The organism is Streptomyces sp. NBC_01166, from assembly GCF_045039765.1.
Taxonomy (GTDB): Bacteria; Actinomycetota; Actinomycetes; order Streptomycetales; family Streptomycetaceae; genus Streptomyces.
In genome coordinates this window covers 8,152,585-8,176,103 of record NZ_CP108613.1, presented here as the reverse complement: position 1 = coordinate 8,176,103, position 23,519 = coordinate 8,152,585, and the positions used below count along the sequence as shown (strand labels likewise).

Annotated in this window: 28 protein-coding genes; 12 read left to right on the top strand and 16 right to left on the bottom strand. The window is 71.7% G+C overall.

Annotated features, from left to right (window positions below; translation table 11 throughout):
- Positions 1 to 25: 25 nt before the first annotated feature.
- Entirely contained in the window at positions 26 to 346 is a 321-nt protein-coding gene (locus OG379_RS36995) for a gas vesicle protein (protein ID WP_405667625.1), read from the bottom strand.
- Between the two features lie 123 nt (positions 347 to 469).
- Here OG379_RS36995 and OG379_RS36990 point away from each other — a divergent pair, with 123 nt between their 5' ends.
- The 5 genes from OG379_RS36990 to OG379_RS36970 all read left to right on the top strand — a co-directional run bounded on the left by OG379_RS36990 (position 470) and on the right by OG379_RS36970 (position 3,953).
- Complete coding sequence (locus tag OG379_RS36990; RefSeq protein ID WP_405667623.1) at positions 470 to 913, top strand: hypothetical protein; 444 nt, start codon at positions 470 to 472, stop codon at positions 911 to 913.
- A 2-nt stretch (positions 914 to 915) separates the two neighbouring features.
- Complete coding sequence (locus OG379_RS36985; protein WP_405667622.1) at positions 916 to 1,935, top strand: PHP domain-containing protein; 1,020 nt, start codon at positions 916 to 918, stop codon at positions 1,933 to 1,935.
- Between the two features lie 111 nt (positions 1,936 to 2,046).
- On the top strand, positions 2,047 to 3,009 hold the full coding sequence (locus tag OG379_RS36980; RefSeq protein WP_405667621.1) for an iron-containing redox enzyme family protein: 963 nt from the start codon (positions 2,047 to 2,049) through the stop codon (positions 3,007 to 3,009).
- A 49-nt stretch (positions 3,010 to 3,058) separates the two neighbouring features.
- Entirely contained in the window at positions 3,059 to 3,742 is a 684-nt protein-coding gene (locus OG379_RS36975) for a HemK2/MTQ2 family protein methyltransferase (RefSeq protein WP_405667620.1), read from the top strand.
- Entirely contained in the window at positions 3,726 to 3,953 is a 228-nt protein-coding gene (locus tag OG379_RS36970; RefSeq protein ID WP_405667619.1) for a CDGSH iron-sulfur domain-containing protein, read from the top strand. Before OG379_RS36975 ends, OG379_RS36970 begins: the two co-directional genes overlap by 17 nt.
- Before the next feature lie 6 nt (positions 3,954 to 3,959).
- On the opposite strand, the gene OG379_RS36965 is transcribed toward OG379_RS36970, so the two are convergent.
- The gene (locus OG379_RS36965; protein WP_405667618.1) at positions 3,960 to 5,198 is read right to left on the bottom strand and encodes an FUSC family protein; all 1,239 of its coding nucleotides are present in this window, start codon (positions 5,196 to 5,198) and stop codon (positions 3,960 to 3,962) included.
- A 127-nt stretch (positions 5,199 to 5,325) separates the two neighbouring features.
- Here OG379_RS36965 and OG379_RS36960 point away from each other — a divergent pair, with 127 nt between their 5' ends.
- Complete coding sequence (locus OG379_RS36960; RefSeq protein WP_104782654.1) at positions 5,326 to 5,508, top strand: hypothetical protein; 183 nt, start codon at positions 5,326 to 5,328, stop codon at positions 5,506 to 5,508.
- Positions 5,505 to 6,119 (top strand): endonuclease, encoded by a 615-nt coding sequence (locus tag OG379_RS36955; protein ID WP_405667617.1) that lies wholly within the window; start codon positions 5,505 to 5,507, stop codon positions 6,117 to 6,119. The genes OG379_RS36960 and OG379_RS36955 overlap by 4 nt, the downstream gene beginning before the upstream one ends.
- Positions 6,120 to 6,125: 6 nt before the next feature.
- Here the strand turns inward: OG379_RS36955 and OG379_RS36950 are convergent, their stop codons facing one another.
- The 8 genes from OG379_RS36950 to OG379_RS36915 all read right to left on the bottom strand — a co-directional run bounded on the left by OG379_RS36950 (position 6,126) and on the right by OG379_RS36915 (position 13,261).
- A complete protein-coding gene (locus tag OG379_RS36950; RefSeq protein WP_405667616.1) occupies positions 6,126 to 6,875 on the bottom strand; it encodes a hypothetical protein in 750 nt (249 codons plus the stop codon).
- 164 nt (positions 6,876 to 7,039) lie between these two features.
- A complete protein-coding gene (locus OG379_RS36945; RefSeq protein ID WP_104782659.1) occupies positions 7,040 to 7,234 on the bottom strand; it encodes a hypothetical protein in 195 nt (64 codons plus the stop codon).
- A gap of 136 nt (positions 7,235 to 7,370) precedes the next feature.
- Positions 7,371 to 8,261, bottom strand: a complete 891-nt coding sequence (locus tag OG379_RS36940; protein ID WP_405667614.1) for a phosphatidylinositol-specific phospholipase C/glycerophosphodiester phosphodiesterase family protein — start codon at positions 8,259 to 8,261, stop codon at positions 7,371 to 7,373.
- A 224-nt stretch (positions 8,262 to 8,485) separates the two neighbouring features.
- Positions 8,486 to 9,607 carry an acyl-CoA dehydrogenase family protein gene (locus OG379_RS36935; RefSeq protein WP_405667612.1) on the bottom strand — a complete coding sequence of 374 codons (1,122 nt, stop codon included), beginning with the start codon at positions 9,605 to 9,607 and terminating at the stop codon, positions 8,486 to 8,488.
- Positions 9,604 to 10,794 carry an acyl-CoA dehydrogenase family protein gene (locus OG379_RS36930; protein WP_405667611.1) on the bottom strand — a complete coding sequence of 397 codons (1,191 nt, stop codon included), beginning with the start codon at positions 10,792 to 10,794 and terminating at the stop codon, positions 9,604 to 9,606. The genes OG379_RS36935 and OG379_RS36930 overlap by 4 nt, the downstream gene beginning before the upstream one ends.
- Positions 10,791 to 11,759 (bottom strand): NADPH:quinone oxidoreductase family protein, encoded by a 969-nt coding sequence (locus OG379_RS36925; RefSeq protein ID WP_405667610.1) that lies wholly within the window; start codon positions 11,757 to 11,759, stop codon positions 10,791 to 10,793. The genes OG379_RS36930 and OG379_RS36925 overlap by 4 nt, the downstream gene beginning before the upstream one ends.
- A 103-nt stretch (positions 11,760 to 11,862) precedes the next feature.
- Complete coding sequence (locus OG379_RS36920; RefSeq protein WP_393760329.1) at positions 11,863 to 12,462, bottom strand: helix-turn-helix domain-containing protein; 600 nt, start codon at positions 12,460 to 12,462, stop codon at positions 11,863 to 11,865.
- 67 nt (positions 12,463 to 12,529) lie between these two features.
- Positions 12,530 to 13,261 carry a PIG-L deacetylase family protein gene (locus tag OG379_RS36915; RefSeq protein ID WP_405667609.1) on the bottom strand — a complete coding sequence of 244 codons (732 nt, stop codon included), beginning with the start codon at positions 13,259 to 13,261 and terminating at the stop codon, positions 12,530 to 12,532.
- 215 nt (positions 13,262 to 13,476) lie between these two features.
- Between OG379_RS36915 and OG379_RS36910 the strand changes: the two genes are divergently transcribed.
- Entirely contained in the window at positions 13,477 to 14,049 is a 573-nt protein-coding gene (locus OG379_RS36910) for a rhodanese-like domain-containing protein (RefSeq protein ID WP_405667608.1), read from the top strand.
- Between the two features lie 12 nt (positions 14,050 to 14,061).
- Here OG379_RS36910 and OG379_RS36905 read toward each other — a convergent pair whose 3' ends face one another.
- Positions 14,062 to 15,363, bottom strand: coding sequence for an alpha/beta fold hydrolase (locus OG379_RS36905; RefSeq protein WP_405667606.1), 1,302 nt, complete (start codon positions 15,361 to 15,363; stop codon positions 14,062 to 14,064).
- Between the two features lie 105 nt (positions 15,364 to 15,468).
- Here OG379_RS36905 and OG379_RS36900 point away from each other — a divergent pair, with 105 nt between their 5' ends.
- Both OG379_RS36900 and OG379_RS36895 read left to right on the top strand, forming a co-directional pair.
- Positions 15,469 to 16,632, top strand: a complete 1,164-nt coding sequence (locus OG379_RS36900) for an ATP-binding cassette domain-containing protein (protein WP_405667605.1) — start codon at positions 15,469 to 15,471, stop codon at positions 16,630 to 16,632.
- 137 nt (positions 16,633 to 16,769) lie between these two features.
- Entirely contained in the window at positions 16,770 to 17,594 is an 825-nt protein-coding gene (locus tag OG379_RS36895) for an aldo/keto reductase (protein ID WP_405667604.1), read from the top strand.
- An 89-nt stretch (positions 17,595 to 17,683) separates the two neighbouring features.
- Here the strand turns inward: OG379_RS36895 and OG379_RS36890 are convergent, their stop codons facing one another.
- A complete protein-coding gene (locus tag OG379_RS36890; RefSeq protein WP_405667603.1) occupies positions 17,684 to 17,959 on the bottom strand; it encodes a DUF2087 domain-containing protein in 276 nt (91 codons plus the stop codon).
- Positions 17,960 to 18,089: 130 nt separating this feature from the next.
- Between OG379_RS36890 and OG379_RS36885 the strand changes: the two genes are divergently transcribed.
- Both OG379_RS36885 and OG379_RS36880 read left to right on the top strand, forming a co-directional pair.
- On the top strand, positions 18,090 to 19,064 hold the full coding sequence (locus tag OG379_RS36885; RefSeq protein ID WP_405668789.1) for an acetylxylan esterase: 975 nt from the start codon (positions 18,090 to 18,092) through the stop codon (positions 19,062 to 19,064).
- 105 nt (positions 19,065 to 19,169) lie between these two features.
- Positions 19,170 to 20,333: a Gfo/Idh/MocA family protein gene (locus tag OG379_RS36880; protein ID WP_405667601.1), complete on the top strand. Its 1,164-nt coding sequence runs from the start codon at positions 19,170 to 19,172 to the stop codon at positions 20,331 to 20,333.
- 178 nt (positions 20,334 to 20,511) lie between these two features.
- On the opposite strand, the gene OG379_RS36875 is transcribed toward OG379_RS36880, so the two are convergent.
- The 4 genes from OG379_RS36875 to OG379_RS36860 form a co-directional block, all read right to left on the bottom strand.
- Positions 20,512 to 21,465 (bottom strand): ABC transporter substrate-binding protein, encoded by a 954-nt coding sequence (locus tag OG379_RS36875; protein ID WP_405667599.1) that lies wholly within the window; start codon positions 21,463 to 21,465, stop codon positions 20,512 to 20,514.
- Positions 21,462 to 22,139, bottom strand: coding sequence for an ABC transporter permease (locus OG379_RS36870; protein ID WP_405667597.1), 678 nt, complete (start codon positions 22,137 to 22,139; stop codon positions 21,462 to 21,464). The genes OG379_RS36875 and OG379_RS36870 overlap by 4 nt, the downstream gene beginning before the upstream one ends.
- The gene (locus OG379_RS36865) at positions 22,136 to 22,813 is read right to left on the bottom strand and encodes an ABC transporter permease (RefSeq protein ID WP_405667596.1); all 678 of its coding nucleotides are present in this window, start codon (positions 22,811 to 22,813) and stop codon (positions 22,136 to 22,138) included. The genes OG379_RS36870 and OG379_RS36865 overlap by 4 nt, the downstream gene beginning before the upstream one ends.
- Before the next feature lie 245 nt (positions 22,814 to 23,058).
- A complete protein-coding gene (locus OG379_RS36860; protein WP_393760350.1) occupies positions 23,059 to 23,502 on the bottom strand; it encodes a nitroreductase family deazaflavin-dependent oxidoreductase in 444 nt (147 codons plus the stop codon).
- Positions 23,503 to 23,519 lie beyond the last annotated feature (17 nt).

The window sequence follows — 23,519 nt, the reverse complement described above, 5'->3', positions numbered from 1 at the left end:
CCTTCCGGGTGAGAGGCGAAACGGGTCATTCGTCGGCGGAGCCACGCCGGTAGCGGCGGACTCTGCTGTACTCCATGAGTTCGCCCCGCTCGTCGATCTGCACCTCGTAGGAGGCCAGAAGGCTCGTGGTGTCCGGGATGCGGGGCACTTCGAGCACGTCGACGACGACACACCATCCGTCGTCGTTCCGCCGCACCGCCGACACCCCCTCCGCGGCGTGGCAGATCAGTCTTTCCAGGCTCTCGCAGGCAGCACGGGCAGCGTGCTCGGGGCCGCGTCGGGACGAGGAGCGTGGGGCTGCCGTTTTCGTTGTGTGCCCGGACCGGGCGCGACTGTTCTCTGCCATGAGATCCAGTCTGATCAGAATCGGTTCCGCCGCACCTCGGCGGACGGGGGCGGCCGGAGGCGCTCTCACCCTTTCGCCGTTCCGGCGGGACGCATCGCCCGGGACGCGTGCACAGTCGTATGCATGAGTGAGAGCCGTGGCCCCGACGGGCCCGAGGAAGAGCACATTCGGCCGTCCGGGGCTGACGACACGACCGTTGAGGCGCTCGGAGCGCTGACGGAGGCGTTGGAACGGGTCGAGCGTGCGCGGGGGCAGCTCTACGGGTTCCACCAGCTCACGGGCGGTGCGGATCTGACGCTGGACCGGGCGGTCGAGCTGCTCCGGATGGGTGGTCACGCGGCCCAGGCCGAGCTGGTGGAGCGGGAGATCCTGGGCCGCAACGTCATCCCCGGCTGCTGGACCTTCCAGATCGTCGAGGCGTACGACGATACGTACTACCGGCCGTTCGTCGCGGTCGAGGAGCGCGTGCGCCGGGAGCTCGTGGGTGGGCGGCGCCATCTCTACGAGGCGGAGATGAAGGAAGCCCGCCGGACGCACGGGCACCCTCATCACACCGAGCGGCCCTGACGATGGATCCGGCAGACGCACTGCGGCGGATCGCGTTCCTCCTGGAGCGGTCCCAGGCGGCCACGTACCGGGTGAAGGCCTTCCGCACGGCGGCGGAGGCGATCAGCTCGATGGACGGCGAGGAGGTCGCCCAGCGGGTGGCGCACGGTTCGCTGGAGACGGTGCGCGGCATCGGGCCGAAGACGGCCAAGGTGATCCGTGAGGCGGTGGAGGGCACGACGCCCGAATACCTCGAGGTGCTGGAGGAAGAGGCGTCCGCACCGTTGGCCTCCGGCGGTGAGGCGCTCCTCTCGGCCCTGCGCGGGGACTGCCATCTGCATTCGGACTGGTCCGACGGGGGCAGCCCGATCGCGGAGATGGGCCGGACGGCGGCCGAGCTGGGCCACGAGTGGGCGGTGCTCACGGACCACTCCCCCAGGCTGACCGTGGCCAACGGGCTCTCCACCGAACGCCTGCTCGATCAGCTGTCCGTCGTGGCGGAGCTCAACGAGCGGTGGGCGCCGTTTCGTCTGCTCACCGGAATCGAGTGCGACATCCTCGACGACGGCTCGCTGGACCAGGACCCCGACGTGCTGGAGCAGCTCGACGTGGTGGTCGTCTCGGTCCATTCGAAGCTGCGCATGGACGCGCGGGCGATGACGGAGCGGATGCTCGCCGCGGTACGCGACCCGCACGCGGACATCCTGGGGCACTGTACGGGCCGGCTCCTCGGCGGGAAGAAGCGTCCGCAATCGGAGTTCGACGCGGAGCGGGTCTTCGCGGCGTGTGCCGAGGCCGGGACGGCGGTGGAGATCAACTGCCGCCCGGAGCGGCTCGATCCCCCACGCGACCTGCTGCGGCAGGCCGTCGCGTCGGGTGCCCTCCTCTCGATCGACACCGACGCGCACGCCCCGGGACAGCTGGACTGGCAGATCTACGGGTGCGCGCGGGCGGAGGAGTGCGGAGTGCCCGTGGAGCGTGTGGTCACCACCTGGCCGGTGGAACGGCTCCTGGACTGGACGACGCGGAAACCCCGCCCGTAGGGCCCCGCGCAGGGGTGCGTCCCTGTGGACAGGCTGGTCGCGGGCGTTCGGCGTACAGTCGATCACGGTTGTCCATGTGACTCCGGGGCATGCCGGGGCAGGAGGAAAACCATGTCACGTCAACGCACAGAACCTTCACTTCCGCGAGGACGCGGCCCACTGTCCACGGGGGTCATCGACTACCTGCGGGACGACGGCGTTCTGCCGGACCCGGATGCCGCCGGGGCCGCCGAGCCGTACGGCGGCGACCTGCAGCTCGCCCTGTACACCTGTTACGAGCTGCACTATCGCGGGTTCAGCGGCGTACGGCCCGAATTGGAGTGGGACCCGCCCCTGCTCGCCGTACGCGCAGCGTTGGAAGACCGTTTCCTGACGGCTCTCCGCAGCGACGCCCCGGTGCACGCGAGCCTGGACGAGGTCCTGGACGGCCTCCTCGTGGAGCCGGTCCGCGGATCCGGCGTCTCGTGGTTCCTCCAGGACCGGGGCGAGTTGCGCCATCTGCGCGAATACGCGGCGCAGCGTTCGCTGTACCACCTCAAGGAGGCCGATCCGCACGCCTGGGTGCTGCCCCGGCTCAGTGGACGGGCCAAGGCGGGCATGGCGGCGATCGAGTACGACGAGTTCGGCGCCGGGCGCGCGGACCGCGTCCACGCTCAGCTGTTCGCCGACCTCATGACGGATCTGGGCCTGGACACGACGTACGGCCGCTATCTGGACGAGGGCTGCGCGCCCATGCTGGCCCTGGTGAACCTCATGTCGCTCTTCGGTCTGCACCGCCGGCTGCGCGGAGCGCTGGTGGGTCACTTCGCCGCTGTCGAGATCACCTCCTCCCCCGCGTCCCGGCGCCTGGCGGACGCCATGAAGCGCACGGGCGCGGGTCCCGCGGCGGAGTTCTTCTACACCGAGCACGTCGAAGCGGACGCGGTGCACGAGCAGGTGGTACGCCGCGAGGTGATCGGCGGTCTGCTCGAGGACGAACCCGAACTGGCGGCCGACATCGCGTTCGGCATCACCGCCACCTCGTGTCTCGAGGACCGGCTCGGCGACCGGCTGCTCGCGGACTGGCAGGCCTGAACCACAGCCCTGGTCCGCACCGCCGGGGAAGCATCGAATGGAGTCACAGATGTCAGCAGACATGGCCGAGGACACCCGTAGAGCCCGCTTGATGACCCTCCCCGGGGTGTACGCACCCCAGCACGACACCCTCCTGCTCATGGCGGCACTGAACCGGGAGGACATCGGCCCGGGCACCGAGGTCCTGGACGTCGGCACGGGCAGTGGCGCCCTCGCCCTGCACGCCGCGCGGCGGGGAGCGCGGGTCACGGCCGTGGACGTCGCGTGGCGGGCCGTGGCGACGGCCCGGCTGAACGCGCTGATGCACCGTCGGCGCATCACCGTGCGGCGCAGCGACCTCCTCTCGGCCCTGCCCGGCCGGTCCTACGACCTGGTGATCTGCAACCCGCCCTATGTGCCGTCCCCCCTGGGCCGGCTCCCCGGGCGCGGTGCGGCGCGGGCCTGGGAGGCCGGGCGCGACGGCCGGGCCGTCCTGGACAGGGTCTGCGAGACCGCCCCGGCGGCGCTGCGCCCCGGAGGGCGCCTCCTCCTCGTGCACTCCGGCATGTGCGACAGCGAAGTGACCCTCCGGCGCCTCTCGGATGCCGGGATGCGGGCTCATGTCAGCTCCCGCGCCCTGGTGCCCCTCGGGCCCGTGCTGCGCTCCAGACTGCGGTGGCTCCGGGCGACGGGGCTGATGGACGAGGAAGAAACGGCGGAGGAACTGGTGGTCATCCGTGCCGAACGATCCTGAACGCCCGTGCCGCATCACCCTCGGCGACGAGGGCCCTCTTCTGGTCGAGGGGCCGGTGGAAGTCACGTGCGCGGACGGCAGTGTGGCCGTCTCCGACCGGTTCGTCGTGGCCGTCTGCATGTGCCGACGCAGCCGGATGTATCCGTGGTGCGACACCAGCCACCGGCGCCGGACGCGGCCCGGCGAGGAGACCCGCCGGCCGGCGGACTGACATCCCTCACTCGCCGGCCCGCAGCCGGAACTGTGTCGCACCGCGCAGTCGGCGGGACACCTCCCGCAGCCGTGGGTGGCGCTCGTGGGCCTCGGCGGAACGGCGGTCCAGCTCCTCGGCCAGGCGCTCCGTGCGCTTGTCGATGTCGAGTTCGTCGAGGATGCGGTCGACCTCCGCGAGCAGTGCGCCGTGCAGTTGCCACTGCCTCGGGTGCTCCTGGACGTCTTCGAGCAGCAGATCCGCCACGCGGTCGCGTGTCGCGCGACTGCGTGCGAGGGCGTCGGCCAGTCGGTCCTCGGCCTCCTCGCCGCTCTCGGCCATCGGCGTGGTGATCATGACTGCGAACCCCTCGATGGCGTCGGACATGTGCCCGAAGAGCTCCCTGAGGTCCGTGGCCACGTCCTGGGGGAAGAGCGCCTCGTCGGTGCGCGCCTTGGCGAGGTCGGTCAGCGTGCGGGTCAGGACGCGCAGCACCACGGCGCAGATCTCCAGCGTGTCGAGCCCGGTCCGCAGGACGACGCGGTAGAGCAGCCCCTGCTTGACGCGCGGGTTGAGCATCAGGCTCTCCTCGGCCTGCCTCAGGGACGCGTCGACCTCGACGATGTCGTGGTCCAGACGGCGCGCTTCGTGCAGCCGGGCGGCGGCCTCACGTACGGGATGATTACCGCCGATCTCATCGCCGAGGGCCCGGAACATCTTGCCCATCCGCTCTCCCAGGCCGCCGATGGAGGCACCCGCCGACTCGACCCAGACGGGCGGTGCCAGCAGGAGGTTGAAGAGCAGGCCGACGCCCGCGCCGATCAGCGTCTCCAGCACGCGCTCCCACGCTGTGTCCGCGACCTGCGCGACGCCGAGGACGAGCATCGCGCTGATGGCCACCTCGGGTACGAACTCGTTGACCCGTACGAGCCGCCCGATCAGCAAGGAGGTGAAGATGGTCAGGCCCAGGGTCCACCAGCTGAGGCCCACCAGGGAGCTGAATCCGCTGGCGATGAGAACTCCGACGACGACGGCGTTCACACGCCGGATCCCGGTGGTCAGCGTGGCGTAGAGCGTCACCTGCACCACGAGGAGGGCGGTCAGAGGGGCGGTGAGCGGTGCGGGGTGCGGCTCGGGCAGTACGGCCTGGGCCACGGCGAAGGCGATGACGGCCGCCGCCGTCGACCGCAGTGTCTGGGCCGCGGCCGGTTCGGCGGTGCGCTGGACGAGTTTGACGACGGGCTCGGGCGTGGAAACTGCAGGCATTCCTTGACGGTGCCCCGTTCCACGGCACCGCAGCGCTTCGGGGGCCGGTCGGACTCCGTACGGACGTACGCGTGCCCCCATCGGCACCGGCCTCGCGGGGACGGGCGCCCGGAGAGAAGGTGGATACATGGCTATCTCACTCACGCCCCCCACGGAGACACCTCCGGCCGAGGGCTGCATAAGCGAAGCACACGTCGAACGCGCCGACGGAGGGATCTGGGAACACCCGGTCTTCTGGGCAGCCGTGGTGCTGCTGGGCTCACTCGTCGTGGCCGGTTACTTCATCGCGCGGATCTTCGGGTTCACGTGAGCGCCCGCCGGACTCTGGAGGCGCTGCTGGAGCGGCACGGCACCACGTACGCCGCCGAGGCCGGCATCCGGCTGCGGGACACCCCCCAGCCCCTGTACCAGCTGCTCGTCCTGAGCCATCTGCTGAGCGCGCGGATCCGCGCGCAGGTGGCGGTGGCCTCGGCGCAGGCGCTCTTCTCGCACGGGCTGCGCACTCCGCACCGTATGGCCGACGCCACATGGCAGGAGCGTGTCGACGCGCTCGGTGAGGGCGGCTACCGTCGGTACGACGAACGGACGGCGACCCAGCTGGGGGACGGTGCCCTGCTTCTGCGAGACGAGTACGGCGGTGACCTGCGGCGCCTGCGCCGGAAGGCCGACGGCGATATGGACACGCTGCGGTCCGGGCTGCGCCGCTTTCCCGGCATAGGGCCGGCGGGCGCCGACATCTTCCTGCGCGAGGTCCAGACGGTGTGGCCCGAGGCGTCGCCCTACCTCGACGCGAAGGCGCTCCAGGGAGCGGAACGGCTCGGCCTGCCCACCACGCCGGACAAGCTCGTCCGGCTCGCGAAGGACGAGGACCCGGCCGTACTCGCCGCGGCCCTGGTGCGGGGCGCGCTGGACAAGGGCTGAGCGGAGTCAGCCGGCGGGCCGCCGCTTGCCCGGCTTGGTGGAGCGGCCTTCCACGAGCGCGCGCCGGATCTGCGCGGCGGTCGCACGGGCGTGTTCCGAGGTGGCCGTCCGGTCGGCGACCGATGTGACGAAGCGGTGGGTGGGGCGCAGGCACTGCCCGCACGGCGTGTCGGTGGTGATCAGGTAGCCGTCCTCGCACTGCGGATCCGCGCAGCGGCCCGGGCTCACGAGCGCCTCGGCGATCTCCTGAGGTGCCCAGCGACGGCGGCCTTCCTCGTCCTTCTCGTGGAGGGCGTGGGACCAGCGGACGTTCCACCTGCGTTCGAGCCGCTCCAGGAGCTGGTCCGGGGTGCGCCGTCCGAGCTCCTGGTGGATCAGATCGTGCACCGTACGCGGGTGGCGGTGGCCGAGCGCCTGGACCAGCGGTTGCGGGAGGGCCTGAAGGATGTAGGTGACCGGATCGCCTGCCGCGCGTTCGCGCCACTTGCGGCAGGTACAGGTGCCCTCGGCGGGCAGGACCCGCTGGCACCGTCCGCAGCGGCCCCGGCACTCTGCGCAGAGTCCGTCGTCGAGCCCGTCCAGATGCGGCGCGGGGGCGCGGCCGCAGTCGCGGCAGCAGGCGGCGCACGGGCCGCAGAGACGCTCGTCGCCGAGTTTCGTCGTCCACTGCCGCTGCTGGCAGCGGCAGCACAGGGCGTTGTTGCAGTACTCGTGGTGGGCGGCGCCCGAGTGCCGTCCGGGGGGCGGGAATGACATGGATGCGTTCTCCAGGTACGTGGCGAGGATCGGTCAGGTCCAAGCCATGTCGACGAAGCGCGCGCAGGGGCCCTCGGACGACGGTACCGCCCCGGTCGGGTCCCCCGCGGCACTGTGCCGCGATCGGGCAGACATTCTCCCGCACCCGGACGGTGCGTGCGGAGTCAGGGCCTCAGGCCACTGACCACGTTCGCGGTGGCGGTGATCCCTTCATGGATGGTGGGGGCCATGCTCGTACTGGCCAGCAGGAAGCCGAGCAACGCACAGACGATCGCGTGCGACAGCTTGAGTCCGCCGTTGCGCAGGAAGATCGCTGCGAGGACCAGCAGAAGCAGCACCACTGAGATCGAAATGGCCATGGCCAACCTCCTCCGCCGCGCCGGAATTGCGGCATTCGGCCGCCAGTGTGGCGCAGCGGAGAGGCCGTTCGGCACACTGGCGTGTCCGCCGAACGGGTGTTGACGCACGGTGACCGGAGACGGCTGCCGGCGACGGTCAGCCGTTTCGCCGGCCGCCGCCCCGGTGTCGGCGGAGGAAGGCCTCCAGCCCCGCCAGATCGTCGCTGTTGAGGTGGTCGACGCCGGCCGCGACGAGCTCGGTCCAGACGGCGTCGCGTGCCGGGCCCGCCAGGTCGGGCGTGCCCCAGAAGCGGACCCGTTGCCCGTTCGCGTGGGCGGAGGCGACGAAGGTGTTCAGCCTGTCACGCTCGGCGGCGGGGAAGGGACCGGTGCCCTGCCAGCTGAAGCTCGTGGCCCAGTTGCCGCTGATGAGCGGGACGAAGGAGGCGGGAGCGGCGGTGCCGAGGTCCTCCGGGCGGCCGTCGTAGAAGGCGTACCGGGTGGTCTGCTGCTCCATCGGGACCCGGGCGGCCCGGTCTCCCGAGATGACGGGGGTGACCGCGCCGGTGCGGACCCGGCCGTGGACCGAGCGGGTGAGGATCGGCCGGTAGCGGCGGAGCACCCTGTCGAGCTGGAGGTAGGCGGCCGCGCCGTCGGTCTTGATGTCGATCAGCAGCTGCAGTGGGGCGGGGTGTCCCGCGTGGACGGTGCCGTGGTTGGCCCGGACACGGGCGAGCAGGGGGTCGAGGTAGAGCGAGACGAGGGTGCGGGCGGGGTCGAGGCTCTCGGCCTCGTGGGCGACGAGCAGTTCGCCGTCGACGAGGAAGATGTCCGCCTCGACGCTCGTGAAGCCGTGCGCGAGCGCGTCGTCGAGAGGGCGTGCATGCAGGTAGTCGTTGTGGGCGTGCGCCCGGGCCAGCGGCCGGGGCCCACCGGGGCGTTCGGTCGCGACGGGTGCCGCGGCCGCTGCCTGGGCGGGGATGAACGCGCCCGCGGCTGCGGTGGCGAGGGCGGTGGTGACGACTCTGCGACGGGTCAGGTATGCCATGGGATCTCCCTGAAGCGGCCGGGCGGGCAGAGCGGGCGGGGGGACGCGACGATTATGGAGGCGAGGACCGACCGACAGGCAGGTACCTGCCAAGAGTTGGAACGCCCTTCGTCCGCACGTCGGTTGCGCTGCGTCTGCTGTTCCCCTGCTCACCGCTCCGGTCGACCGCCGGGCCTGACAGGGCGGGAGCACGTGTGATCACGTGCCCCCCGCCCGTCGCCGGCTCACGGAGCCGGAAGCTCCACCAGATCGGCTACGGCCTCACGGTGGCGTCCCGCGGTTCCGTACGCGATCGAGTCGGCCTTGGCCCTCTTCAGATACAGGTGCGCGGGGTGCTCCCAGGTCATCCCGATGCCGCCGTGCAGCTGTACGCATTCCTCCGCGGCGTGCACCGCGACCTTGGAGCAGTAGGCCTGCGCCACGGCCACCGCGAGCGGCGCGTCGGGGCTGCCTGTCGCCAGCGCGTCCGCTGCGTTGCGGGCGGCTGCGCGCGCGGAGACGACCTCCAGCCAGAGCTGGGCCATCCGGTGCTTGAGCGACTGGAACGAGCCCACCGGCCTGTTGAACTGGTGGCGTTCGCGGGTGTACCGGACGGTCTCGGTCAGGCACCACTCGGCCATGCCGAGCTGCTCGGACGCGAGGAGCCCCGCACCGGCGAGCAGGCCCTTGCTCACGGCGGTGGCCGCCGGGCCCGCCTCTGCGAGCAGCGTCCCGGTGGCCCCGGTCAGGGTGACCGTGGCGAGCGGGCGGGTCAGGTCGAGCGGGACGAGCGGCTGGACGGTGACACCGTCCGCGCCGGTCTCCACCGCGTACAGCCCTTCCGCGGTGGGCACCAGCAGCACGTCGGCCGCCGCCGCCTCCGCGACGCCGGTCACGGTCCGCTCCAGGGTGCCGGTCATCGCGGCGGCCCCGTCGGCGGGGGGCGTGGCGAACGGCAGGGCGAGCACGGCGATCCGGCTGCCCGCCGCCAGCTCACCGAGGAGTCCGGCGGCCGGGCCGTCATCGGCACCCAGCGCGAGAAGAATCTCGGTCGCGACGACGGCGCTCGTCAGGTACGGCGCCGGGGCGGCGCTGCGGCCGAGCTCCTCCATGACCACGGCGGCCTCGCGATGGGTGGCCCCCTGGCCGCCGAGCTTCTCCGGGACCAGCAGCCCGGCTGCCCCGATCCCCGTGGCGAGCGACTCCCACAGACGCAGGTCGTACGGCGTGTCGGACTCGATCCCGGTGATCACGGTCGGCGCGTCGGCACGATCGGCGAGCAGCGAGCGCACGGCCGACCGCAGGTCCTCCTCGGCTTCCGAGTAGAGCAGGTCGGGTGCCTGGGCGGGTTCGGTCTGTGCGGTCATCGGGCAAGATCCTTCCAGGCGACGTCCTTGTCGTTACGCGGTTCGACGGGCAGACCGAGGACACGCTCGGCGACGATGTTGAGGAGGACCTCGCTCGTACCGCCCTCGATGGAATTACCCTTGGACCGCAGATAGCGATAGCCGGCGTCGCGTCCGGTGAAGTCGACCAGATCCGGCCGGCGCATGGTCCAGTCGCTGTACAACAGGCCTTCGTCACCGAGGAGTTCGACCTCGAGTCCGCTGATCTCCTGGTTGAGGCGGGCGAACGCGAGCTTCATGCCCGAGCCTTCGGGCCCGGGCTGTCCGGCGACGAGCTGCTGACGCAGCCGTTCACCGGTGAGCCTGGCGACCTCGGCCTCGACCCACAGGGTGAGCAGCCGCTGGTGGAGGTCGTGGGTGCGCAGACCGGGCTGCTCGCGCCAGGTCTTCGCGACGGTGCCGATCATGCCGCCCTCGCGGGGGATGCGGGCTCCGCCGATGGACACGCGCTCGTTCATCAGGGTGGTCTGGGCGACCTTCCAGCCGGCACCGACCGGGCCGAGACGCCTGCTGTCCGGGATGCGTACGCCGGTGAGGAAGACCTCGTTGAACTCGGCCTCCCCGGTGATCTGGCGCAGTGGCCGAACCTCGACGCCCGGGTCGGTCATGTCGCAGATGAAGTAGCTGATGCCGCGGTGCTTGGGCACGTCCGGATCGGTGCGGGCGATGAGGATCGCCCAGCGGGCCACATGGGCGCTCGACGTCCAGACCTTCTGCCCGTCGACCACCCAGTCCTCGCCGTCGCGGACCGCGCGGGTGCCGAGCGCCGCGAGGTCGGAACCGGCTCCCGGCTCGCTGAAGAGCTGGCACCACACCTCCTCCCCGACCCACAGAGGGCGCAGGAAGCGCTGCTTCTGCTCCTCGGTGCCGTATTCGAGGACCGTCGGAGCGGCCATGCCGAGGCCGATACCGATACGGCGGGGATCGTTGTCGGGGGCGCCCGCGGCGGCGAGCTCGGCGTCGACTACGGGCTGCAGGGAGCGCGGCGCGTCGAGGCCCCCGAGCCCGGCGGGGTAGTGCACCCAGGCCAGGCCGGCGTCGAAGCGCGCCTTGAGGAAGTCGGTGCGGTCGGTGGTGGCCGGCGGATGGGCCGCCAGCAGCTCCTCGGTGAGGCGGCGGATCCGTGCCGCGTCGATGGCGGTGCTCATCGGGCGCCTCCTGACGGCAGGACGACGATGCGGCCGGTGCTGGTGCCGTCGGCGACCCGCTGGACGGCCCGTGCCGCGTCGGCCATGGGGACGCGCTCGCTGATCAGCGGCTTGATGACGCCCTGCGCCGCGAGCTTGGTGAGCTCGTCGTGGCAGGCGCGGACGGCTGCGGGGTCCTTGGTGTTGTAGAGGCCCCAGTGGAGTCCGACGATCGAGTAGTTCTTCACCAGGGCGTGGTTGAGGCCGGGTGCCGGGATGGCGCCGCTCGCGAAGCCGACGACGACGACACGGCCCTCGAAGGCGATGCACTTGACGGACTTGGCGTAGGCGTCTCCGCCGACCGGGTCGTAGACGACGTCCGCGCCGCGCCCGCCCGTGGCCTCCTTCACCGCCGCGACGATGTCCTCGCTCCGGCGGTCGATGACCAGGTCACAGCCCAGTTCGCGGGCGATCCGGGCCTTCTCGGGCCCGCCGACCACCCCGATGACGGTGGCACCGGCGGCCTTGCCGAGCTGGACGGCCGCGCTTCCGACCCCGCCTGCGGCCGCATGCACCAGCAGCGTCTCACCGGCCTGCAGGTGTGCGCGGCGGTGCAGCCCGAACCAGCCGGTCTGGTAGCCGATGTGCAGGGCGGCGGCCTCCGCGTCATCGAGGGCGTCGGGAGCCGGCAGCAGGGACGCCTCGTCCGCCACGACGTACTCGGCGAAACCGCCCGCCGGGAGTGCGGGGGTTGCGAGCACGCGACGTCCGTCCTCCGTCACGCCGCAGATCTCCACACCGGGGGTGAAGGGCAGCGGGGGCCTGACCTGGTACTGGCCGCGGCAGAGCAGCGCGTCGGGGAAGTTGATGTTCGCCGCTCGCACTTCGAGCAGCACCTGCCCGTCCCCGGGGGTCGGCCGGTCCGTCTCCTCGAGCTCCATCACCTCGCTCGGCTCGCCGTTCCGGTGCACTCGCCATGCCTGCATGAGGGGCCTCCACAACACTGTCGGCATTACCACTGCTCCGCCGCATACTAAGCGGTCGCTTGCCCGTCTGGGAACACCTCGCGGCCACCCGGCCCGGACCCGTTCACGACCGCTTCGGCTTGGCCCTCACATGCATCCGCTCCCCTTGCGGCCCGAACAGGCTGAGGAATTCGACCGGCTCGTCGCCCGCCGGGCCGAACCAGTGCGGGAGCCTGGTGTCGAACTCGGCGGCCTCACCGGGGGCCAGGACCAGGTCGTGCTCGGCGAGCTTGAGGCGCAGCCGGCCGTTGAGCACGTACAGCCACTCGTACCCCTCGTGGGTGCGCTGCTCGGGCGCCTCCGTGCACGGCGCCTCCTGTATGACCTTGTACGCCTGGAGGCCCCCCGGCCGGGCGGTGAGCGGCAGGGACGTCTTCGTGCCGTGCACGATCGGCTTCGCCCTGACCCTCGGATCGCCGACCGGCGGTGCCCCTACGAGATCGTCGAGCGGGACCTCGTGGGCCCGGGCGATGGGGAGCAGCAGTTCCAGACTGGGGCGCCGGCCACCGGATTCGAGCCTGGACAGGGTGGAGACGGAGATTCCGGTGACCTCGGAGAGCCCCGTCAGCGTGACACCGCGGTCCTTGCGCAACCGCCTCAGCCGTGGACCCACCCCGGTGAGCACGGCGTCGAGTTCGGGGTCGCCCTGATTCTGTTCGCTCATGACCCCATTGCAGAATCAGCAACCTCGTTTGTCAATCAGGCACCCGTAGCCACGCCCGCCGTACGGGTCAGCGTGCGAAGAGTTCGAAGGTGACGGCCGGCCGGCCGCCGAATCGCTCGGCGGCCGCTTCCGTGGTGCCCGTGAGGAACGTACGGCAGTAGGCCTCCGGGTCCTCGTCCGTCAGCACCTCGATGTACGTGCGGTGGGCCAGCAGCGACCGGACGGAGCGCTCGAACCCCGGCGTCGCGTCGACCGCGTGGGTGGGCCGGTCGGTGCCCGCGACGGCGACCCAGCGCACCCCGTCCCACGGCTCCAGCCCCTGCTCACCCAGCTCGGGGAAGATCCAGCGGTTCCCCGCGTCGCCGGCGGCGTCCAGGACGGCGCGGCCGACCGCGCGGTGGTCCGGGGTGTTCCACGCGACGCCGCCCCAGGTGTCCCGGTGGTTGAGGGTGATGACCAGCTCGGGCCGGTGCCGGCGGACGGCCGCGGCGATGTCGCGTCGCAGAGCCGTGCCGTACTCGATGACGCCGTCACGGTGGTCGAGGAACTCCACGGCGGCGACACCGACGGCGGCGGCGCTCTCGCGCTGTTCCCGCTCGCGCAGCGGGGCGCACTCAGCAGGGGCGATCGTGTCGATCCCGGCCTCTCCGCGGGTCGCCAGGAGATAGGTGACCTCACGCCCCTCGTCGGTCCAGCCGGCCACGGCGGCGGCGCAGCCGTACTCCAGGTCGTCGGGGTGGGCGACCACGGCCAGGGCACGGCGCCAGTCCGTGGGCATGGGTTCCAGCTGCTCTGTCATACCCGGCAGGCTATCCAGCGGAAGGTGACGGATGCGTGCATTCCGGAAGCGGTTCGGGGCAGGGAGCAAGGAGCCGCTCCGGCCGGACGCGCCGTACGACCAGCCGTGCAGAGCCGGAGAGAAATACCCCTAGGGGTATTGTTCACCGTCCGGGGCGCCGGGGTGAGCAGGACCCCGCACCACCCCCGCTCCGGCGACCGAAAGGAACCCCGCTCGTGATCAGCCCCGTCTCCCTCTCCCCCTCCGAGGCCGCGGCCCGGCTGGAGGAGTTCACCGTCATCGACGTCCGGGCCCCCGGTGAGTACGCCTCCGGGCACGTGCCCGGCGCTCTGAACGTCCCGCTCGACCGGCTCGCCGAGGCGGTGCCCGCCCTGAAGTCGGCCTCCGCCCGCGGTTCACTGCTGGTGGTGTGCGCCTCGGGCGTGCGGTCCACCAGGGCGTGCGAGATCCTCGCCGACGCGGACATCGACGCGGCCACCCTGACCGGCGGGACGTCCGCCTGGGAGGGCGACGGGCGCGGGCTCGACCGGCCGGTGGGCGCCCGGGCGACCTGGCCGATGGAGCGCCAGGTGCGCCTCGCCGCAGGTTCACTGGTCGTGGCCGGCCTCGTCGCGGGCCGTCGCTTCCCGGCGGCGCGGTGGTTGTCGGCAGGCATCGGCGCCGGACTCGTCTACTCCGCGGTGAGCAACACCTGCGGCATGGCCGCCGCCCTCTCGAAGCTCCCGTACAACCGCGCGCCGCACGCGGCGGCCGGCCTGGACGCCACCCTCGACGCCCTGCAGGGCTGACCCGACACCCTCCTAGCGGTCGGCCTCACCCCGGACGAGGGCGAGCAGCCGGTCCAGTACACGGGGACCGCCGGCGCGCACGCCGTCGTGCTCGTACTCGCTGGTCACCCACGTACGCAGGCCGCGGATCGAGGACGCGGTGCGGAGCGCGTGGCCCGTGTCCACGTACATGTCGTCGTGGTAGACGGCCGCGGCCACCGGGACCTCGTTGGCCGCGAGCCGCTCCGCGTCGTACAGGACGGGCCAGTCGGTGCGGGCGGCGAGCAGTTCCGCGGTCTCGCGCAGGGGGCGCAGCGCGGGATCGACGTCGAAGTGCCAGGGGTGGATGCTCTCGCCGGTGAAGAGCACGGGGCCGTCGCCAGCCAGCGCTGCGGCGGCGTCGAACTGCGGGAACTCGGCGCGGACGCGTTCGGCGGCCCAGTCGGTGGGCCGCGCGCCCTGGCCGTAGATCGCCTCGTGCATGAGGGCGTACAGCGGGTGGCCGGCGAACGAGGTGGCGGTGCGCATGGCCTCCTGGAAGGCGTCGGACAGCTCGGTGCCGTGCGGGCCTTCGACGAAGGCGTTCTCCAGGAGGTAGTGCAGCTGGTGGCTGCCGTTGCCGCCGCCCAGCATGATGCCGAGGGACTGGAATCCCTCGGGTGTCAGCGTGTGCCCGGCGCTGTCCGGGCGGTGCTCGGCGAGATACGCCGCGATCGCGCGGGCGCGGGCGACGTCCTGCGGGTAGCGGGCGTAGTGCGCCGCCACCTTGCGCTCGATCCGCGGATAGCCGGCCCGGTAGACGTCGTCGGCGTGCGCGTCGAGGGAGGGCAGGCCGCCGGTGATGAGGACGGCCTCGAGTCCCTCCGGGGCGGCCGACAGGTAACGGACGGCACAGAAGCCGCCGAAGGACTGCCCCAGGACGGTCCAGGGCGCACCGCCCGTGAGCCTCGGGCGGATCAGTTCGCAGTCGCGGACGATGCTGTCGGCGCGGAAGTGGGCGAGGTAGTCGGCCTGTTCGCGGGCGCCGCCGCGCTTCGGCAGGGTCTGCCGGTTGGCCGGGGTGGACAGGCCTGTGCCGCGCTGGTCCAGGAGCAGCACGCGGAACTCCCGGACCGCCCGCCCCAGCCAGGCCTCCGTGCCCACGAAGCGGCGGGCACCGAAGCCGGGACCGCCTTCCAGATAGACCAGCCACGGCAGGTGCTCGGCCGCCTTCCCGCTCGCCACGGCTTCACGGGCGAAGATCTCGATCGTCTCGCCGCCCGGATCGTCGTGGTCGAGGGGGACCGTGAATCGTCGGTCGGTGAGGACGATGCCGGGCTGGCGGTAGCTGTTCAAGGGAACTCCTGTATCCGGTGTTTCCCGGACAGTTCAGCACACGGCCGTTACCCGGTCGGTCGCGGCCCGTGTGCGGCTCGCCCCGGTGGCTCCTAACGTGCACTCATGATCCGGTTCGAGCAGGTCAGCAAGGTCTACCCGGACGGCACGACCGCTGTGGACGGCCTGTCCTTCGAGGTCGGCGAGGGGGAACTGGTCACGCTCGTCGGGCCTTCCGGCTGCGGGAAGACGACCACGATGATGATGGTGAACCGGCTGATCGAGCCGACCTCCGGCCGGATCCTGGTGGGCGGTGAGGACATCTCGACGATCGACCCGGTGCGGCTGCGCCGCCGGATCGGCTACGTGATCCAGCAAGTGGGACTCTTCCCGCACCGGACCGTGCTGGACAACACGGCGACCGTCCCGGCCCTGGTCGGTTGGAAGCGCGCCAGGGCTCGGGAGCGTGCGGCGGAGCTGCTGGATCTTGTGGGGCTCGACCCGAAGACCTACGGCCCGCGCTATCCGGCCCAGCTCTCCGGCGGCCAGCGCCAGCGGGTGGGGGTGGCGCGGGCCCTGGCCGCGGACCCGCCGGTGCTGCTGATGGACGAGCCGTTCGGAGCCGTGGACCCGGTGGTGCGGGAGCACCTCCAGAACGAATTCCTCAACCTCCAGTCGAGGGTGAGGAAGACCGTGCTGCTCGTCACGCACGACATCGAGGAGGCGGTGCGGATGGGCGACAGGATCGCGGTGTACGGCGAAGGGCGCATCGAGCAGTACGACAGCCCGGGTGCCGTGCTCGGGACCCCCGCGACGCCGTACGTGGCGCGGTTCGTGGGCTCCGACCGCGGTCTGAAGCGGCTGTCGGTCACCGCGATCGAGCCGGACGACCTGGAGGAGCCTCCGGTCGCCCGCACGGACGAACCCGCGGATGCGGCCGCCGAGCGCCTGGACGCCCTGGGCGCGCGCTGGGCTGTCGTCCTGAACGGCGGCGGCGAGCTGCACGGCTGGGTGGCGGCGGACGCGCTGCGGGGCGCGGGCGAGGACGGCACCGTGGGCGGTCTGGCACGGCGCATGAACGCGTGGGTGCCTGTCGGGTCCCCGCTGAAGCAGGCGTTCAGCGAGATGCTGCAGCACGACGCCGGATGGGTCGCGGTCCTGGACGGAGCGAGGTTCCTCGGCGTCCTGACCCCGGCGAAGCTCCACGAGGCGCTGCGGCGGTCGGTGGACGCGGACGCGCAGGGGGTGGGGCGCGACCAGGTGCGGTTCGACTCGATCGCGGATGCCTGAGATCCCGCCGCGGACGCCGGACAGGCCCGCCGCCAGCTTTACCGGCGTTTGCCATTAACCCGCGCGTGCAACTATTGTCTACGCCAGTAACCATCGTACGCAGGTCGGCTCGGTCCGACATCACGAGAGGCCCCACCATGTCCACGGTGCCCACCGTCCCACTCAACAACGGCGTCCCGATTCCGCAGCTCGGCTTCGGCGTCTTCCAGGTCCCCGACGACGAGACCACCGCCGCGGTCACGGCGGCACTGGAGGCCGGCTACCGCTCCATCGACACCGCGGCCGTCTACGGCAACGAAGCGGGCGTGGGCCGCGCACTGGCCGAGTCCGGGCTCGCCCGTGAGGAGCTGTTCGTGACGACGAAGCTCTGGAACGCGGACCAGGGCTACGACGCCGCGCTCGCCGCCTTCGACACGAGCCTGGCCAAGCTCGGCCTCGACCATGTGGACCTCTACCTCATCCACTGGCCCACCCCGGCCCGCGGCCTCTACGTCGAGACCTGGCGCGCACTGGAGAAGCTGCTGGCCGACGGCCGGATCCGGGCCGCCGGTGTCTCCAACTTCCAGCCCGCGCACCTGCGCCACCTGCGCGAGGAGAGCTCCCTGGTCCCGGCGGTCAACCAGATCGAACTGCACCCCGGGCTCCAGCAGAGCGAGCTGCGGGCCGTGCACGCGGAGTACGGGATCGCCACCGAGGCCTGGAGCCCGCTGGCCCAGGGCGCACTGCTGAAGGACGAGGCGATCGTCTCCCTCGCCGAACGCCACGGGAAGACGCCGGCTCAGGTGGTCCTGCGCTGGCACCTCCAGCTCGGCAACGTCGTGATCCCCAAGTCGGTCACACCCGCACGCATCCAGCAGAACATCGACGTCTTCGACTTCGAGCTGTCAGCCGCGGACATGGACGCGATCGCGGGCCTCGACCGTGGCCTGCGCACGGGCCCGGACCCCGACACACTCAACTGACCCACGCCGGCGGCCCGCCCGGACCGTGGAACGCGGCCGGGCAGGCGCCGCCCGGCCGCGTTCCGCATACGCGGAGACGGGCCCGCCGTCTACCGCCCCCGGCGGTAGCTGCTGCCGTCGCTGGGCCGCTCGAGCAGGCCGGCCACCACGAGGTAGCGGCGCAGGGCCGAGCAGTCCTCGTGCACCGTGAGCAGCGCCTCGTTGACCTCGCGTTCGGTGTAGACGCGGTCCCGCTCGAAGAGCGTGTGCGCGAGGTGCACCAGCAACTGTTCGCGGCGGGCGGGCTTTCGGGGGAGCGCCGTCAGGCGCCCGCCCGAGAAGAGTGCGGCCACCTGGTGCGAACCTCGTGATTCCGTATCCGGCATGCCGGAAGCCTCGCAGGAGCCCTCAGGACGGGCAACGCCTTTTCCCACCACTCGAGAGCTTGTTGACGTTCGGGCCGACCGTCGTACGGTGTGACCATTCATTCACCCTCACGACATGAGGTGGTCCCGCATGGCCCTGTTCGATCTTCCTCTCGATGAACTGCACGCCTACCGCAGCCGGTCGGTGGAGCCCGAGGACTTCGACGCGTTCTGGTCGGCCACGCTCGACGAGGCGAGGACCCACGATCTGGACGCCCGCTTCGAGCTGCGGACCGACCTCGGCCTCGTCACGGTCGACGTGTACGACGTCACGTTCGCCGGCTTCGGCGGCCACCCCGTCAAGGGATGGTTCGTCATACCGGCCGGGGCCACCGAACCCCTGCCCGTGGTCGTGGAGTTCATCGGATACGGCGGGGGTCGCAGCCTCCCCCACACCCACCTGCTGTGGGCCTCGGCCGGCATGGCCCACTTCGTGATGGACACCCGGGGCCAGGGCAGCGGCTGGGCCCCGGGCGACACCGCCGACCCGGTGGGCTCCGGCCCGTCCCTGCCCGGGTTCATGACCCAGGGCATCGAGGACCCGGCCACGTACTACTACCGCAGGGTGATCACGGACGCCGTACGCGCGGTGGAGGCGGCTCGCTCGCATCCGCTGGCCGACGCGTCCCGCACCGCGGCGATCGGCGCGAGCCAGGGCGGCGGCCTGGCCCTCGCCGTCGGCGGGCTGGTGCCGGACCTGGCGGCCGTCGCGCCGGACGTGCCGTTCCTCTGCGACTTCCCCCGGGCGACCCGGATGACCGACCGCAAGCCCTACCGCGAGATCGGCGACTACCTCAAGACGCACCGGGGCCGGGCCGAGCAGACCGCCAGAACCCTCGCCTACTTCGACGGGGTCCACTTCGCCGCACGTGGGCGGGCACCCGCGCTGTTCTCCGTGGCCATGGAGGACCTGACCTGCCCGCCGTCCACGGTGTTCGCCGCGTTCAACGCGTACGGGCACGCCACGAAGGAGATCGAGGTCTACGACTTCAACGACCACGAGGGCGGCGGCCCGTTCCAGCACGCCGTACAGCTCACGCGGCTCCCACGACTGCTGAAGGCCTGACGGACGCACGCGGCCCGCACCTCTTGACCCACCCCGTGCGCGGAGCCTAGGTTTCCGTATGGAAAGCGCTTACTGCCGGGTGGGCGCCTCTCTTCGCCTGAAGGGGTGTTTGTCACGACCAGCAATCCTTCGCACCGGAAGCCGGTGCGGGTCGCGATCGTCGGCACGGGCGCGATCGCGCGGGGCAGCCATCTGCCCGCGCTGACCTCGCTCGCCGCCGGCCAGCCGTTGGAGATCGTCGCCGCGGTCGATGTCGACCCGGCCTCGGTCGAGGCGTTCTGTGCCGAGGCGGGGACAGCCCACCCGTACACCGACCTCGACCGCATGCTGGCCGAGCAGCGTCCGGACCTGGTCACGCTCGCCACCCCGCCCCGGTTCCACCGCGATCAGACGGTTGCGGCGCTGCGCGCCGGGGCGTGGGTGTGGTGCGAGAAACCACCGTGCCCGTCGCTGGAGGACTTCGACGCGATGGAGGCGGCGGAGGGCACCGGTGGTGACGGCCCGTACGCCGCGATCGTGTTCCAGCACCGCTTCGGCTCGGGCGCCCGGCACGTCCGGGAGCTGCTCGCCGGTCAAGCCATGGGTCGGCCGCTGGTGGCCCACTGCCAGACGACCTGGTACCGGGACGAGGCGTACTACGCCGTTCCCTGGCGGGGCACCTGGAGCAGCGAGGGCGGCGGGCCCACGATGGGGCACGGCATCCACCAGATGGACCTGCTGCTCGATCTGCTGGGCCCGTGGGCGGAGATCCGCGCGATGGCGGGGCGGCTCGTGCACGACGTGGAGACGGAGGATGTCTCCACCGCGCTCGTCCGCTTCGAGAACGGTGCGGTGGCCACCGTGGTGAACAGCGTGCTCAGCCCGGACGAGGTCAGCAGGATCCGGATCGACTGCGAACGTGCGACGGTCGAACTCACCCATCTGTACGGACACCGCAACGCGGACTGGCGGATCACACCCGCTCCCGGAGTCACCTCCGAAGTGGCGGACGCCTGGCGGGACTTCGGGCCCGATGTGCCGAGCTCGCACGAGGCACAGCTCGAGGGGCTGCTGGAGGACCTGCGGGCCGGGCGCAGGCCGCGCAGCAGCGGCGCGGACGGCCGGAAGAGCCTGGAGCTGGTCGCCGCGCTCTACAAGGCTGCCTTCACCGGGGGCACCGTACGGGCGGGCGAGATCGGACCCGGCGATCCGTATTACGGCGCGCTGCACGGCGACGCGCCCGGCTGGGCGCCGGAACGTGCGGGACAGCCCGCGGAGGTACCGGCCTGACGGCGGCGCCCGACCGTCTCCGGTGTGGACCCGCTGGTGACGGTCAGGCCTGTTCCGCGTACGTGGGCCCCGGCCGGGCCGGGGGCACGCTCCAGGAACTCGAGCCGGTTGCCCGGATTGTCGAGGGCGTAGAAGGCGCGTCGGGCAAGGGGGCAGCACCCTGCGGTGCTGCCCGTGCTCAGCTCTTCGGAATCAGCTTCCGGGACTCCAGATAGGTACGGGCGACGTCCTCGGGAAGCCGGCGCCAGCTGTCGACCTGTTCGTTCATCCGGGCCAGGTCGGCTGTCGTCAGAGCGGTGTTGAGCTTCCCCAGGGCGTCACGCACCCCGGTGCTGCCCGCCCGGGCGCGGTTCACCACGGGGACCAGGTAGTCGGCGTTCTGCAGTCGCTTGTCGTCGGCCAGCAGGACGAGGCCGAAGTCGTCGAGAGTGGCGTCGGTCGTGGTGGTCAGCACCATCTGGTCCTGGCCGCGCTGGACCGCCTGTTTCGCCTGGGTGGTGCCGACGCCCTTGGGGTCGACGGCGGTGATGTCGATGCCGTACGTCTTCTTCAGGCCGGGAGCGCAGTAGGGGCGCTGCACACATTCGTCCCCCGCCGCCAGACGGACGGGCAGACCGGATCTCCCGAGGTCGCTGAGCGTCTTCAGCCGGTGCTTCGCGGCATACGGCACGGAGACCGCGAAGGCGTTCTGGTCGACGGCGCGGCCGGGGTCGAGGACGGTGAGACCGCGGGGCTCCGCAAGGCGGCGCAAAGCCTTCATGGTCGTCTCCAGGTCGGGTGAGCCGACCGGCGCGGCATCGGCTCCATGTGCTTTGGCGTTGAGCCAGTCGGCGAAGGTCGCGGCGTATTCGGGTACGACGTCGATCTGGCCGCTCTCCAGGGCAGGTTCGTAGATCTCCCGGTTGGTGACGGAGATGATGCGTGCGGAGTAGCCGGCCTGGTCCAACAGCAGCGCGTACATCTGGGCGAGCAGGTCGCTCTCGGTGAAGCCCGCCGAGCCGATGGTCAGGTGCTTGCTGTCGCCGGGCGGCGCGGTCACGTCACCCTGGCTCTCCAGGCTGGGCCCCGTGGTGCAGGCGGCGGCGAGGAGGAACGCCGGCAGGAGGCGGGCGGCTCCCCGCAGTCCCCTCACGCCGCCTCCCGTCCGCGGTTCCGGTCAGGCGCGAGCCGGAGGCCCGCTTCGAAGAGCCCCTCGACGAGCAGGGCGAACACGGCGACGAGCACGGCTCCGGCGACGACCTGCGGTGTGGAGGCCAGGTTGAATCCGGCCGTGATGATCCGGCCGAGCCCGCCTCCGCCGACGAGTGCCGCGAGGGTGGCGGTGGCGACGAGCTGCACGGCGGCGATGCGCACGCCGGTGAGGACGAGCGGCAGGGCGAGGGGCAGCTCCACCTGCCGCAGCATCTGCCGGCCGGTCATCCCCATGCCCCGGGCCGCCCGTACGACGTCGGGATCGACCTCGCGCATGCCCACGTAGGCGTTGGTGAGGAGCGGGGGGATCGAGAACAGGACGAGCGCGATGATGGTCGGCCCCTGGTCCCAGCGGCCGACCGGGGTGAGCAGCAGGAGGACGAGAACGGCGAAGGTGGGGACGGCACGTCCGATGTTGGACAGGTTGACGGCCAGCGCACCGCCCTTGCCGATGTGGCCGAGCCAGAGGGCTACCGGCAGGGCGAGGGCACAGCTGATCAGCAGGCAGACGACGGTGAGGAAGAGGTGTTCACCCAGCCGGTTCCAGATGCCGTCGGGGCCGGACCAGTGGGCGGAGGTGGTGAGCCAGGACCAGGCGTCCGTGAGGGTGTTCACGAGGTCCGCCTGGTCCACGGCGTCAGGAGCCGTTGCGCTCCGAGGAGCAGCAGGTCCGCGGCGACGGCGATGACGACGCAGAGGACGGAGGCGGTGAGCACCTGGGCCTTGAAGTAGGTGTTCATGCCGGAGTAGATGAGGTTGCCCAGGCCGCCGAATCCGACGATGGCGCCGACCGTCACGAGCGAGACGGCGGACACGGCGGCGACCCGTAGCCCGGCCATCGCTGCGGGCAGGGCGAGCGGGAGCTCGACGGTGAGAAGGAGCCTCAGGGGGCCGTAACCCATGCCTCGCGCCGCCTGCCGGGTCTCCTCGGGGACGGCGCGCAGTCCGGCCAGGATGTTCCGTACGAGGAGGGTCAGCGAGTACAGGACGAGGCCGGCGACGACGAGCGCGGCGGACAGTCCGTACACGGGGAGCAGCAGCGAGAACATCGCGAGCGAGGGGATCGTGTAGAGGACCGTGGTCACGCCGAGCACCGGCCCTGCCGCCCAGCGCCTGTGGCGGGCGGCCAGGGCGAGTGGGAGTGCGATCACGAGGCCCAGCACCACGGACACGGCGGTCAGCTGGAGGTGCTGGAGGGTCGCGTCCAAGAGAATCTCACGACGGCTGGTGAGGTAGGCGCCGCAGATCCACTCGTTGCGCGCGAGGCAGTCGTCGGGGGGCGCGGTCACCTGTCCATTGGATCCGGGGCCGCGCAGCGATCGCGCGGCGTGCTCGGCCGTTCGGAGGAAGGCGCGTACGGGGTACGGGGCGGACCGGGCCCCCGGGCGGTGGGCTCCCGAGGCCGGCCGCGGGCCGGTCCACGCCCTCGGCCTCCGGCCGGCCCGTGCCCGGATCAGCCCGCCCCGCCCGTGCCCGGATCATCCCGCCCCGGTGTGCCCTCCGGGCCGGGCCGGTCAGCTCGTCGGCCGGAGCCTCAGTTCTTCCCTGCCGGGGAGAGGACGAACACCGGGATCTCCCGGTCGGTCTTGGTCTGGTAGTCGGCGTAGTCGGGAAACGCCTCGACGGCGCGGTCCCACCACAGGGCCTTCTCCTCCCCCGTGACCTCGCGGGCGACCATGTCCTGCTTCACGGTCCCGTCCCGCAGCTCCACCTGGGGGTGGGACTGCACGTTGTAGTACCAGACGGGGTGCTTGGGGGCGCCGCCCAGGGAGGCGACCACGGCGTACTCCCCGTCGTGCTCGACCCGCATGAGCGGGGTCTTGCGGAGCTTGCCGCTCTTGGCGCCGAGCGTGGTCAGGAGGATGACGGGCCTGCCGCGCAAGGTGGTCCCCTGGGTTCCGCCGGAGCTCTCGATGAGCTCGACCTGCTCACGGACCCACGTGGTCGGGCTCGGCTCGTACTCGCCCTCGATCGGCATGACACGTGTCCTCTCGT

What these genes read in the sequence shown, in the direction of transcription:
- OG379_RS36950 (WP_405667616.1), bottom strand. Translation starts at nt 6,875, where the DNA reads ATGTCATTCCCGCCCCCCGGACGGCACTCGGGCGCCGCCCACCACGAG.
- OG379_RS36895 (WP_405667604.1), top strand. Translation starts at nt 16,770, where the DNA reads ATGTCCACGGTGCCCACCGTCCCACTCAACAACGGCGTCCCGATTCCG.
- OG379_RS36940 (WP_405667614.1), bottom strand. Translation starts at nt 8,261, where the DNA reads ATGGCATACCTGACCCGTCGCAGAGTCGTCACCACCGCCCTCGCCACC.
- OG379_RS36885 (WP_405668789.1), top strand. Translation starts at nt 18,090, where the DNA reads ATGGCCCTGTTCGATCTTCCTCTCGATGAACTGCACGCCTACCGCAGC.
- OG379_RS36985 (WP_405667622.1), top strand. Translation starts at nt 916, where the DNA reads ATGGATCCGGCAGACGCACTGCGGCGGATCGCGTTCCTCCTGGAGCGG.
- OG379_RS36860 (WP_393760350.1), bottom strand. Translation starts at nt 23,502, where the DNA reads ATGCCGATCGAGGGCGAGTACGAGCCGAGCCCGACCACGTGGGTCCGT.
- OG379_RS36960 (WP_104782654.1), top strand. Translation starts at nt 5,326, where the DNA reads ATGGCTATCTCACTCACGCCCCCCACGGAGACACCTCCGGCCGAGGGC.
- OG379_RS36965 (WP_405667618.1), bottom strand. Translation starts at nt 5,198, where the DNA reads ATGCCTGCAGTTTCCACGCCCGAGCCCGTCGTCAAACTCGTCCAGCGC.
- OG379_RS36925 (WP_405667610.1), bottom strand. Translation starts at nt 11,759, where the DNA reads ATGCAGGCATGGCGAGTGCACCGGAACGGCGAGCCGAGCGAGGTGATG.
- OG379_RS36995 (WP_405667625.1), bottom strand. Translation starts at nt 346, where the DNA reads ATGGCAGAGAACAGTCGCGCCCGGTCCGGGCACACAACGAAAACGGCA.
- OG379_RS36975 (WP_405667620.1), top strand. Translation starts at nt 3,059, where the DNA reads ATGTCAGCAGACATGGCCGAGGACACCCGTAGAGCCCGCTTGATGACC.
- OG379_RS36915 (WP_405667609.1), bottom strand. Translation starts at nt 13,261, where the DNA reads ATGACAGAGCAGCTGGAACCCATGCCCACGGACTGGCGCCGTGCCCTG.
- OG379_RS36980 (WP_405667621.1), top strand. Translation starts at nt 2,047, where the DNA reads ATGTCACGTCAACGCACAGAACCTTCACTTCCGCGAGGACGCGGCCCA.
- OG379_RS36945 (WP_104782659.1), bottom strand. Translation starts at nt 7,234, where the DNA reads ATGGCCATTTCGATCTCAGTGGTGCTGCTTCTGCTGGTCCTCGCAGCG.
- OG379_RS36920 (WP_393760329.1), bottom strand. Translation starts at nt 12,462, where the DNA reads ATGAGCGAACAGAATCAGGGCGACCCCGAACTCGACGCCGTGCTCACC.
- OG379_RS36935 (WP_405667612.1), bottom strand. Translation starts at nt 9,607, where the DNA reads ATGACCGCACAGACCGAACCCGCCCAGGCACCCGACCTGCTCTACTCG.
- OG379_RS36930 (WP_405667611.1), bottom strand. Translation starts at nt 10,794, where the DNA reads ATGAGCACCGCCATCGACGCGGCACGGATCCGCCGCCTCACCGAGGAG.
- OG379_RS36990 (WP_405667623.1), top strand. Translation starts at nt 470, where the DNA reads ATGAGTGAGAGCCGTGGCCCCGACGGGCCCGAGGAAGAGCACATTCGG.
- OG379_RS36890 (WP_405667603.1), bottom strand. Translation starts at nt 17,959, where the DNA reads ATGCCGGATACGGAATCACGAGGTTCGCACCAGGTGGCCGCACTCTTC.
- OG379_RS36900 (WP_405667605.1), top strand. Translation starts at nt 15,469, where the DNA reads ATGATCCGGTTCGAGCAGGTCAGCAAGGTCTACCCGGACGGCACGACC.